Consider the following 12,074-nt stretch of genomic DNA (forward strand, 5'->3'; position numbering starts at 1 on the left):
AGACGTTGCTGAATTTTTATTTATTAATTGCCATCGGCCGCGGCGACGCGTTACATTACGCGCGTTAATGAACCAAAATTCAGCAAACCGATGATAGACACCGCATGGCAACGCAAGAAGGACGAGAGACCGGGCGAGATCCTCGCCGCCGCGCTCGGCCTGTTCGTCGAAAAGGGCTTTCGCGCGACCAAGATGGAGGACATCGCGCGCGCCGCCGGCGTGACCAAGGGCACGCCGTATCTGTACTTCGCCAACAAGGAAGAATTGTTCAAGGCGGCGGTGCGCGACACCCAGGTCGCGCAGGTCGCCGCGATGCGCGCGCGCGCGCAACGTCACGAAGGAAGCGCCGCCGAACTGCTGGCCGCGCTGCTCGAGGACTGGTGGCGCGACAGCGGCTCGGCGCCGCAAGGCGGGCTGTGCAAGCTGATGACGGCCGAGGCGACCAACTTCCCCGAACTGGCGGCCTTCTACCACGCCGAGGTGATCGCGCCGGCGCGCGCGATGATGGCGGATATCGTCGAACTGGGCATCGCACGCGGCGAATTCCGGCCGGTCGACGTCGCCTGCGCCGTCGACGCGCTGATGGCGCCCATCATCACCAGCATGGTCTGGCACCACTCCTTCGGCGCCGTACCCGGCGTCGCGCCGCCCGGCCATCACGGCCACGACTCGCTCAAGGCCTCGCTCGCGCTGACGCTCGCCGGCCTGGCCGCCCGCTGACACCACCAACAACAACACCATGCCACCCCACGAGAACACCATGAAAACCACCCTGCCCGCCCGCGCGGCGCCCGCGCTGATCGCGCTGACCACCCTGTTACTCGCCGCCTGCTCCGAGGCGCCGCCGCCCGCCGACGAGGTGCGGCCGGTGCGCTACACCGTCGCCGACGCCAGCGGGGCCGCCGCCGGAGCGCGCCTGCCCGGCGAGGTGCGCGCGCGCACCGAAAGCCGCCTCGCCTTCCGCGTCGGCGGCAAGATCGTCGAAAAATACGTGATGGCCGGCGAGCACGTGAAAAAAGGCCAGGTGCTGGCGCGGCTGGACGCCAGCGACTACCAGCTCGAGCAAGCGGCCAAGGCCGCGCAGCTTTCCGCCGCCGAGGCCGACCTGCTCCAGCAGGAAACCGACCTCAAGCGCGCGCGCGAGCTGCTGGCGAAGAACTTCGTCAGCCAGGCGCAGGTGGATCGCCAGGAAAACGGCGTCGCCGCGGCGCGCGCGCGCCTGACGCAGGCGCGCGCGCAACTGGCCGTCAGCCGTAACCAGACCGGCTACGCCAGCCTCGTCGCCGACGCCGACGGCGTGATCGCCGAAATCAGCGCCGAACCGGGTTCCGTGGTCGCCGCCGGTGCGCCGGTCGCCAGGCTGGCCGCCGACGGCGAACGCGAGGTCGCCGTCGCGGTGCCCGAGCAGATGCTCGACGCCGTACGCGGCGCCAAATCGTTCTCGGTGTCGCTGTGGGCGAACGGCCAGACGGCCTACCCGGGCACGCTGCGCGAGCTGGCCGCCGACGCCGACCCGGCGACGCGGACCTACGCGGCGCGCATCCGCGTCGCCGCGCCGGCCGACGCGCTCAAGCTCGGCATGACCGCGACCGTCGCGCTGCCGGGCTCGGCCAACGTGGGCGTGCGCCTGCCGCTGACCGCGCTGCTCGACGAGAAGGGTCGGCACTATGTGTGGTTGATCGACAAGAAAACGCTCAAGGTTGGCCGAACCGAGGTCAAGGTCGCCGCGCTCGACGACAAGAGCGTGACGCTGGCCGCCGGCGTGCCGGCCGGCAGCCTGGTCGCCACCGCCGGCGTCCACCTCTTGCGCGACGGCCAGCGCGTGTCGCTGCTGAAGGAATGAGGAGCGCACCATGAGACGACACCGTTTCAACCTGTCCGCCTGGGCGCTCGAAAACCAGCCCTTGGTGCGCTACCTGATGGTGGTACTGATGGTCGCCGGCTTCTGGGCCTACACGCAGCTGGGGCAGAAGGAAGACCCCGAATTCACCTTCAAGGCGATGGTGGTGCAGGCCGTCTGGCCCGGCGCGACCACCCGCGAAATGGAGCAGCAGGTTGCCGACAAGATCGAGCAAAAGCTGATGGAACTGCCCGAGCTCGACTACGTGAAGACCTTCGTCAAGCCGGGCGAGGCGCAGATGGTGCTGATGTTGCGCGAGAACACGCCCGGCAAGACGGTGCCGCAGGTGTGGTACCAGGTCAGGAAGAAGCTGGCCGACATCCGCCACACGCTGCCGGCCGAGCTACGCGGCCCCTTCTTCAACGACGAGTTCGGCGACACCTTCGGCAACCTCTACGCGATCACCGGCGACGGCTTCGACGAGGAGGCGCTGCGCCGCATGCTCGAGGACGTTAAGCGCGAGGCGCTGCGCCTGCCCGACGTCGCCAAGGTCGACCTCGTCGGCGTGCAGGACGAACGCATCACCGTCAACCTGAGCACGGCCAAACTCGCGACGCTCGGCATCGACGCGCGCGCGATCTGGAACGCGCTGGCCGAACAGAACGCGACGACCCCGGCCGGCGTCTTCGACACCGACAGCGACCGCATCTGGGTGCGCGCGACCGGCGCCTACGACAGCGTCGCGGCGGTCGCCGACACGCCGGTCTCGGCCAACGGCAAGACTTTCCGGCTCGGCGACATCGCGACCGTCGAGCGCGGCTTCGCCGACCCGCCGACCTTCCGGATGCGCCACGGCGGCAAACCGGCGCTGGGCCTGGCGATCAGCATGAAGGACGGCGGCGACGTGCTGCGGCTCGGACGCGACCTCGACGCGCTGATGACGCGCGTCAAGGCGCGGCTGCCGGTCGGCGCCGAGATCCACGCGGTGTCCGACCAGCCCAAGGTGGTCAAGAACGCCATCGACGAATTCATGCGCTCGCTGGTCGAGGCGGTCGCCATCGTGCTGGCGGTCAGCTTCTTCAGCCTCGGCTTCCGCACCGGCGTGGTGGTCTCGCTGTCGATCCCGCTGGTGCTGGCGATGACCTTCCTGGCGATGTACCTGTTCAAGATCGACCTGCAGCGCATCTCGCTGGGCTCGCTGATCATCGCGCTCGGTCTGTTGGTCGACGACGCGATCATCGCGGTCGAGATGATGGCGCTCAAGCTCGAGGAAGGCTGGACGCGCTTTCGCGCCGCGACCTTCGCCTACACCAGCACCGCCTTCCCGATGCTGACCGGCACGCTGATCAGCGCGGCGACTTTCCTGCCCGTCGGCCTGGCGAAGTCGAATGCCGGCGAATACGTGTTCAGCCTGTTCGCCGTGGTCGGCATCGCGCTGATCCTGTCGTGGCTGGTCGCGGTGGTGTTCACCCCCTTCCTCGGCTACCACCTGCTGCCGGAACGCAACGGCGGCCACGCCGCGCACGGCGGTCACGCGGTCTACGACAAACCGTTCTACCAACGCTTCCGTCGCACCGTCGAGTGGTGCCTCGACCACCGAAAGACCGTCATCGTCGCGACGCTCGGCGCCTTCGCGCTGTCGCTGGTGGCGTTCAAGCTCTTCGTCGCGCAGCAGTTCTTTCCGGCCTCCAACCGCGTCGAGCTCCTGGTCGACCTGTGGCTGCCGCAGGGCGCGAGCTTCGCGGCGACCGAGCGCGAGGTCAAAAAGCTCGAGGACAAGATCCGTGGCGACGACAAGGTCGTCGGCGTGACCAGCTACGTCGGCGGCGGCAGCCCGCGCTTCTATCTGCCGCTCGACCAGCAGCAGCCGCACCTGAACTACGCGCAGATGATGGTGATGACGCGCGACGAGAAGGTCCGCGAGGACGTGAAGAAGCACATCGAGCAGCTGTTCGAGCGCGACTTCCCGATGGTGCGCGGCCGGGTGATCCGGCTCGAGAACGGTCCGCCGGTCGGCTACCCGGTACAGTTCCGCGTGATGGGCGAGGAACACGACAAGGTGCGCGCGATCGCCGCCCGCATCGAGGCGGTGGTGCGCGCGCACCCGGCGACGCGCCAGGTCAACAACGACTGGGGCGAGCAGCTCAAGGCGCTGCGCGTCGAACTCGACCAGGACAAGGCGCGCGCGCTCGGCGTATCGACGCAGTCGCTGTCGCGCCAGCTCGCGCTGCTGATTTCGGGCGCGACGGTCAGCGAATACCGCGAGGGCGACCGAACTCTGGCCGTCGTCGCACGTCTGAACCCCGGCGAGCGGCGCGACGTCGCCGGCCTCGGCGACCTGACGATCCAGACCGCCACCGGCCGCACCGTGCCGCTGTCGCAGCTCGGACGCATCGTCTACACGCCCGAGGACAGCATCGTCTGGCACCGCAACCGGCTGCCGACGGTGACCGTGCGCGCCGACGTCGCCGAGGGCGTGCAGGCGGCCGACGTGTCGCAGGCGCTGCTGCCGCAACTGCGGGCGATCGAAAAGACGCTGCCGTTCGGCTACCACATCGAAATCGGCGGCTCGCTCGAATCGAGCCAGAAGGCACAACGGGCGATCGGCGCGGTCGCGCCGCTGATGATCGTCACCGTGCTGACGCTGCTGATGCTGCAGCTGAAAAGCTTCCAGCGCACGCTGATGGTGGTGCTGACCGCGCCCTTGGGCCTGATCGGCGTGACGCTGACGCTGATCGCGTTCCGCGCGCCGTTCGGCTTCGTCGCCATGCTCGGCGTGATCGCGCTGTCGGGCATGATCATGCGAAACTCGGTGATCCTGGTCGAGCAGATCGAACGCGACATCGCCGACGGCATGGAGCGCTTCGAGGCGGTGGTCGGCGCCGCCGTGCGCCGCTTCCGTCCGATCATGCTGACCGCGCTGGCCGCCATCCTCGCGATGGTGCCGCTGACGCGCAGCACCTTCTGGGGGCCGATGGCGGTCGCCATCATGGGCGGCCTCTTGGTCGCCACCGTGCTGACGCTGCTGTTTTTGCCCGCCTTGTACGCGCAGTGGTTCAAGGTGCACCGCCCGCAAATGCCCACGGCTTGAATGCAATCAGGTTGAACCGATGACACCGTTCCGCACCACTCTTTTCGCCCTCGCCGCGCTGACCCTGACGCAGGGCGCCGGCGCCTTCGACCTCGTCGACGCCTGGCGCGCCGCGCGCGACTACGACGCCTCCTTCTCGGCGCGCCGCCACGAACGCGACGCCGGCCAGGAAAAAGCCGTGCAGGGCCGCGCGCAGCTGCTGCCGCGCGTCAGCCTCTCGGCCAACTACCAGCACAACCGGCCGATCGAACCTTCCGGGCTGTCGAGTTACAACAGCCACGGCTGGGGCGTCGAGCTGAGCCAGCCGCTGTTCGACCTGCCCCGCTACGCCGGCTATCAGAAGGGTCAAACCGGCACGCGCCTGGCCGAGACGCAGTTCTCGGCCGCCGAGCAGCAACTGATCGTCGACGTCGCGCGCGCCTACTTCGACGTGCTCCTGGCCAACGACACGCTCGCGTCGGTGCGTTCGGCCAAGGCGGCGTTCGCCAAGCAGCTCGAACAAGCCAAGACCGCGTTCGAGGTCGGCACCGCGACCATCACCGACACCTACGAGGCGCAGGCCGGCTTCGACGCGGCGCGCGCGCGCGAGATCGCCGCCGAGAGCGAGCTGACCGTCCGGCGCGAGGCGCTGCGCCGACTGACCGGCCTCGACCCGCAGGGCGTCGCGCCGGTCTCCGAAAAGCTCGCGCTGGTCCCGCCCGCGCCGGCGACGCTCGAAGACTGGATCGCGTTGGCCGAGGCCAACAGCCTGCTCATCCGCACCAACCGCGAACAGCTCGAGCTCGCGCGGCAGGAGCTGCTCGAGAAGCGCGGCCAGCACCTGCCGACGCTGTCGCTGTCGGCCGGCTACAACGACACCGTCAACAACAGCCCGAGCACGGTGGCCCGCAACAGCCGCGGCAGCTCCGTCGGCATCACCCTCAGCGTGCCGCTGTTCGCCGGCGGCGGGCTCGACAGCCAGGTGCGCGAGGCGGCCGCCAACGAACTGAAGGCGCGCGACACGCTGGAGGCCAGCCGCCGCCAGGTCCGCGAGGACGTGCGCAGCGCCTACCTCGGCGTGACCAACGGCGCCGCGCTGGTGCGCGCGCAGGAGCAGCTCCTGGCCTCGTCCAAAAGCAAGCTCGAGGCGACCCGGCTGGGCCGCGAGGTCGGCGTGCGGACCACGCTCGACCTGTTGCAGGCCGAGCAGGCCTACGCCGAGGTGGTCACCAGCCTCGCGCAGTCGCGCTACAACTACCTGCTGGCCCAGTTGACGCTGTCGCAGGCGGCCGGCCTGCTCGACGCCGAGCGGCTGGCGACGCTGAACCGCGCGATGCTCGCGACGCGCTGAACGCACGCGAGGGTTAACCCGGAACCGGCAAGCGGTTACAATCGATCCATCCCTGCTCCGGGCCGCCCACAAGGCGGCCCGGATCGTCTGCATCGAAGGAGACCGCATGCACAGCCTTGAACTGCTGCACCGCAAACACGACATCACCCCGACCGGCGTCGGCGTGATGGCCGATTTTCTGGTCGAACGCGCGCGCAACGCCGAGTTGTGGGACCAGGACGGCCGCCGCTACATCGACTTCGCCGGCGGCATCGGCGCGCTGAACACCGGCCACCTGCACCCGAAGGTGCACGCCGCCGTCGCCCGCCAGCTGGACGCCTTCAGCCACACCGCCTACCAGATCGTCCCGTACGCGCTCTACCTGTCGGTCGCCGACAAGCTCAACCGGCTCGCGCCGATCGCCGGCCGCGCCAAGAGCGCCTTCTTCACCACCGGCGCCGAGGCGGTCGAGAACGCGGTCAAGATCGCGCGCGCGCATACCGGCCGGCCCGGCCTTATCGCCTTCGGCGGCGGCTTCCACGGCAGAACGCTCTTGGGCATGGCGCTGACCGGCAAGGTTGCGCCGTACAAGACCGGCTTCGGCCCCTTCCTGGCCGACGTCTACCACGCGCCCTTCCCCGACGCGCAGGAAGGCGTGTCGCTGGCCGACGCGCTCAAGAGCCTCGAACGCCTGTTCAAGTACGACATCGACCCGGCGCGCGTCGCCGCCTTCATCCTCGAACCGGTGCAGGGCGAAGGCGGCATCCGCCCGGTGCCGCCGGCCTTCATGCAGGCCTTGCGCCGCGTCGCCGACGAGCACGGCATCCTGCTCATCGCCGACGAGGTGCAGTGCGGCTTCGGCCGCACCGGCAAGCTGTTCGCGATGGAACACTACGACGCCGCGGCAGACATCATCACGCTGGCCAAGTCGCTCGCCGGCGGCTTCCCGCTGTCGGCCGTCGTCGGCCGCGCCGAGGTGATGGACGCGCCGGTCGCCGGCAGCCTCGGCGGCACCTACGCCGGCAACCCGCTGGCGCTGGCCGCTGCCGACGCGGTGATCGACATCATGCGCGACGAGAACCTGCCCGAGCGCGCCGAAGCGCTCGGCGCGATGTTGGCCGAGCGCCTCGACGCCCTGAAAAAACGCGTGCCGCAGTTGGCCGAGGTGCGCCGCCTCGGCGGCATGGTCGGCGTCGAGTTCCGCGACGCCGCGGGCCGGCCGGACGTCGCCTTCCTCAAGAAGGTGCAGGCCGGCGCGCTTGCGCGCGGCCTGCTGCTGATCGGCGGCGGCCTCGACGGCAACGTGATCCGCTGCCTGTTCCCGCTGACGATCGAGTTCGACGTCTTCGACGAGGCGCTGGCGATCTTCGAGGCGGCGCTGCTCGACGCGGCCGCCTGACCGGTCCGCCGCACGCCAAAAAGCTCGGCCAACCGTTGCGGTTGGCCGAGCTTTTTTTCATCGGCGCGCCTTGCTCAGACGACCGGGTCGTCCTCGGCCACGAGCCGGTTGCTGCCGCGGCGTCTGGCCAGCAGGCAGCGCGCGTCGGCGCGCGCCAGCACGTCGCCGGCGGTACGGTCGTCGCCGTGCACGCGGGTACAGCCTATGCTGGCACCCACCGGGTGCAGCCGACCGTCCGCGCCCTCAAAGCGGTACTGACACAGCGCCGCCAGCAGTTCGGACAGCAGGCGCTCGGCGGTCGGCAACGGGCAATCGTAAAGCAGCAGCGCGAAGGCGTTGCGCCGCAGCCGCGCGACCACGTCGCTCGCGCGCAGGGACTGGGCGACCAGGCCGGCCACCTCTTGCAGCAGCGCGTCGCCCGGCCCGGCGCCGGCGCGCTCCGGCTCGAAGGCGTCCAGTTCGAGCTGGGCGACCACGTGCTCGCCGTTGCGGCGCAGCCCGTCGTCGAGCAACGAAGCCAGCGCCTGGTGGAAACCGCGCCGGTTGTAAAGATGCGTCAGCGGGTCGTGCAGCGCCTCCCAGCGGCGGGCGTAGCGGCGTTCGCGCGCCGCCACCTCTTCGCTGATCACCAGCACGCGGTGGTCCTCGAAACCGGTCGCGCCGGCGACGCGCGTCACCGTCAACTCGACCGCGACGCGCGAGCCGTCGTCGCGCACCAGGTCGATCTGTCGTCCGTCGGTCTCGACCGACGGAACGCCGACGTCGATGGGATGGCCGTTCGAACAGTCGACGAAGCGCGCGAGCCGCGACAGCGAACGCTCGGCCAGCTCCGCCGGGCGCCGGCCGAACAGCGCGAGCGCCGCCGGGTTCAGGTACTCGACCTCGCCGGCCGGGCCGCTCAGCACCACCGCCTCGCGCACCGCCTCGCACACCGCGAGCGCACGCTCCCGCTCGCGCGCGAGCGCCTGACGCAGCGCCTCCCGCCCGCTGATGTCCTCGACGACGCCGAGGTAACGGAGCGGCCCGTCGAGCGGCAGCGGCACGAAATGCAGCGCCAGCGTCGGCGGCCCGTCGCCGCGCGCCGCGTCGAAGCGCAGCGGCAGCGCGCGGGCCGCGCCGGCCCGCCACAGCAGCTCGATCGCTTCGCGCTGGCCGGCCGCGAGACCGGCATACCAGGCGGAACCGGCCAGCCGCGACGGCTCGCCAGCCAGCAGCCGGACGGCGGCCGGGTTCGCGTCGTGCAGCGTGCCGTCGGCGAATACGGTGAACACCCCCAGCGGCGAAATCGCCGCCAACGCACGGCGTTCGGCGTCGCGCTCGGCCAATGCCCGCCGCGCGGCCGACGCCTCGGCGTGCAGCGCGGCGACCGTGTCGGCCACCGTCTGCAGCTCGGCCAACCCCTTCGTCGTGACCGCGCCGTCCGGTGCCTCGCCGTCCCGCAGGGCGGCGAGGCGCTCGCGCAGCGCGTCGAGCGGGCGCAGACAAGCAAACAGCAGCAGCGCGAACACCGCGAACGACAGCGCGGCGATCGTGCCGGCGCCGACGAGCAACTGCCCGCGCAGCGCCGAAAGCGGCGCGTCGATTTCGGCCTTGGGCAACACCACGCCGACCAGCCAGTCGGCGTTCGACAGCCGCCGGTAGGCGTAGAGCGCGCTGTCGTGGCGCCCGTGCCGGCTCTCGGCGATGCCCTGCCAGCCGGCCAGCGCGCGATGCAGCAAGGGATTCTCGTCGGGCAGCGGCACCGGTTTCATGCGGCGCGCGGGGTCGGGATGGAAGAGCACGGTCTCGCTGCGGACCGCGCTGACGGTCAGGTAGCCTTGCCGGCCGACGCGAAAACGCGAGAAGTCGCCGAACAGCTCGGAAGCGTACAGGTCTATCGTGCCGACCAGCATGCCGGCGAAGTGGCCCCGAGCGTCCTTCAGCGGGGCGGTGAAGACGAGCAGACTGCGGTGGCCGGCGGTGCGGGCGACGAAGGGCTCGGACACCTGCGGCTGCAGGGTCTGTCGCGTACGCTGGAAAAAGTCGCGGAACTGCACATTGAGCCCGACGCGCCCCGTCCTTTGCGGCAGGTCGGCGACAATCAGCCCGGCGGCATCGACCACCACCACCGACTCGAACAAGGCCGTCAAGGGCGAGAGCCGACGCACCAGCTGCGGCGCCGTATCCGGCAGCGTGTCGGCGTCGACCTTGAGCGAGGCCGCCGCCTCGACGAGCAGTTGGCGGCGCTGCGCGATACGGTCATCCAGGTCGATCGATACCGCCTCGACGCGCGCCGCCAGCATCTCGCCGAAGCGCTCGCGCAGCGCCGCCGCGGCGAGCTGCTCGAACCAGACGCCCAGTGCAGCAGCTGTCGCCAGTAGCGCCAGCAACAGCAGCACGGCGAGACGGACCCTGAGCCGCGCAAAAGCAGCAACGAAGCGCGAAAAGATGGTCGGCACGACTTTACCTCTCGTGAAGGCCGGGAGCATGGCGGCCGCTGGCGCGCCGCGCGCACTCCCGTCGATGGACGTTGCAGCAGACAAGCAAACCCAAAAGCATTAAGTCGACAGCCAGTTTACTTGAAAAGCATAGTCTTTATGCGCCCGCCATACCAATGGCGTCGATGCGTGCCATCCGGCACACGCCCACTCCTTGGCTGCGGGCACAAAAAAGCCCGGCCGAGCATCGCTCGGCCGGGCGGGATCGCGCTTGCGCCATCTCAATACGGCGCCCCTCAGTGCAGCCGGCTCGACTGCTCCGACAGCGGGATGCCCGCTTCCTTCAGACACTGGGCAAGATCCTCCCAGGCAGCCTCCTTGTCGGGCGCCACGTCTGGCACCAGCGCCCACGGCGCGTGCGCGAGCACCTCGTCCTTGCCGCTGGCCTTGATCAGCACCTGGTAAGCGTAGTGCTCGGGCTGGTACTGCGCGACCGCCTCAAGCCCCGCCAGACCGCCGGCGCTGGCCGCAACCAGCGCGACGGTGACGCCGAGCCGCTTGCGGTTCCACGCGCGCGTGCCGGCCGACAGCGCTTCCCACCACGGCAGCGGCGCGAACAACTCGGCCTCGCCGTATTCCATCTCGGCACCGATCGCTTCCTGCACCAGCGGCATCACCGCATCGAGCGCCTTGCGGCCGAGCCGCTTGGCCTTGTCGAGCGGCAAGGCGCCGCGCTCGACGATGAACGGAATCCACGCCAGCACCAGCTGCGGGTCGGCGGTCTGCCGCGCCGCCTCGAAGGTCGCGCGCGACGCCTCGGGGTTGTACGGCGCAAAGTCGCAGCCGGCGTCCATTACCGTCGCCAATTGCGACAGGTTCTGGCAGGCCCGCTCGTTCAGCATCTCGAGCGTGAACAAGGTCGGCGACACCCACAGCACCGCGTTCTGCGGCACGTCGAGCGCGTCGGCCAGCGGCGCCTCGATGCGCTCGAGCAGCGGGAAGTGCCACCATACGCCGCCCTGCGCGCGCGAGAAGGCGAAGGGCAATGCCCACAATTCGAAAGACGCAAGGCTGCCGTCCTTGCGCAGCACTTCGGGAAAAGCGATACAGTCGCGTGCGGTACCGATCAAGAGATCGCGCGCCGCCGGCTCGGCCAACAGCGCGAGCTGCGCCTCGGTGAACACCGCCGGATCGCCGCCGGAAAGCGCCATCTGCACGGTGGCCGACAGTTGCATCGCGTGCACCGGGCTGGCGAGCGCTTCGCGCGATTTGCCCGCCAGGTCCGCGATGCGGTCGGCGCGCTCACGCGGCGGCAGCGGCTCGCTCGGCCCCTCGCGAAACTCGCGCAGCTTCACGCCGGCCTCTCGTGAGGCGTAGGCTTCGTTCAAGCGCCGGTAAGCGTCCATCGCCGCGTCGCAGACCTTCTGCAGCTCGGCGGCGGTCGGCACCTCGTCCCAGAAATTGAAGTCGAACAGGCGCCAGCCTTCGCTGCACACGTAGACGGTGATGTTCTCCTCGTCGTCGTACAGCACCGCGCTGGCGAAGGCATCGCCCTCGGCCTCGCGGCCCGGAAACGGCGTATCGTCGTTGCCGATCAGCCGTGCCACGAAGGCAGGATATTCAGTATGGATCAGATACTCGCTGGGCTCGATCCCGCTGTCGTCCACCGCATCGCCAAAAATGAATCGGCTGGGCAGAAAGGGGTCGCCCTTGATGCGCGCATTTCGGGGGTGGGATTTCATCGTCGCTACAAGTCTTGATCGGACAAACTTGGCATTTTACCCCGTTGCGCCCCCTGCCGATACCGAAAGGCGCCGGGCAGGGCGTCACGACGACACGAAGAGCGCAAAAACGGGAGAAAAAGCGGCTTTATTCATAAAACGGCATCGGGATGCTGCGCCGCCACCGGCCGCACCCCATTTTGGCCGTCGCAAAGCGACGACGCCCCGAGCATGGGCTCGGGGCGTGGTCTTGAGGGGCGTCTGGCGGTGACCTACTTTCACACGGGAACCCGCACT

Annotated in this window: 7 protein-coding genes; 5 read left to right on the forward strand and 2 right to left on the reverse strand. The window is 69.6% G+C overall.

Features of this window, described 5'->3' with window-relative positions; genetic code table 11:
- The first annotated feature begins 90 nt into the window (after positions 1 to 90).
- The 5 genes from EV683_RS08375 to gabT all read left to right on the forward strand — a co-directional run bounded on the left by EV683_RS08375 (position 91) and on the right by gabT (position 7,639).
- Positions 91 to 720 (forward strand): TetR/AcrR family transcriptional regulator, encoded by a 630-nt coding sequence (locus EV683_RS08375; RefSeq protein ID WP_066613618.1) that lies wholly within the window; start codon positions 91 to 93, stop codon positions 718 to 720.
- Positions 721 to 760: 40 nt separating this feature from the next.
- Entirely contained in the window at positions 761 to 1,843 is a 1,083-nt protein-coding gene (locus tag EV683_RS08380) for an efflux RND transporter periplasmic adaptor subunit (RefSeq protein WP_066613621.1), read from the forward strand.
- Positions 1,844 to 1,853: 10 nt separating this feature from the next.
- A complete protein-coding gene (locus EV683_RS08385) occupies positions 1,854 to 4,931 on the forward strand; it encodes an efflux RND transporter permease subunit (RefSeq protein WP_131862479.1) in 3,078 nt (1,025 codons plus the stop codon).
- A gap of 19 nt (positions 4,932 to 4,950) precedes the next feature.
- On the forward strand, positions 4,951 to 6,261 hold the full coding sequence (locus EV683_RS08390; RefSeq protein WP_131862480.1) for a TolC family outer membrane protein: 1,311 nt from the start codon (positions 4,951 to 4,953) through the stop codon (positions 6,259 to 6,261).
- Positions 6,262 to 6,367: 106 nt separating this feature from the next.
- Positions 6,368 to 7,639, forward strand: coding sequence for a 4-aminobutyrate--2-oxoglutarate transaminase (gene gabT, locus EV683_RS08395; protein ID WP_131862481.1), 1,272 nt, complete (start codon positions 6,368 to 6,370; stop codon positions 7,637 to 7,639).
- Between the two features lie 74 nt (positions 7,640 to 7,713).
- Here the strand turns inward: gabT and EV683_RS08400 are convergent, their stop codons facing one another.
- Positions 7,714 to 10,077 carry a diguanylate cyclase domain-containing protein gene (locus EV683_RS08400; protein WP_131862482.1) on the reverse strand — a complete coding sequence of 788 codons (2,364 nt, stop codon included), beginning with the start codon at positions 10,075 to 10,077 and terminating at the stop codon, positions 7,714 to 7,716.
- Between the two features lie 275 nt (positions 10,078 to 10,352).
- The gene (locus EV683_RS08405) at positions 10,353 to 11,723 is read right to left on the reverse strand and encodes a hypothetical protein (protein ID WP_243694741.1); all 1,371 of its coding nucleotides are present in this window, start codon (positions 11,721 to 11,723) and stop codon (positions 10,353 to 10,355) included.
- Between the last annotated feature and the right edge of the window lie 351 nt (positions 11,724 to 12,074).

The organism is Crenobacter luteus, assembly GCF_004345725.1.
GTDB classification, from domain to species: domain Bacteria; phylum Pseudomonadota; class Gammaproteobacteria; order Burkholderiales; family Chromobacteriaceae; genus Crenobacter; species Crenobacter luteus.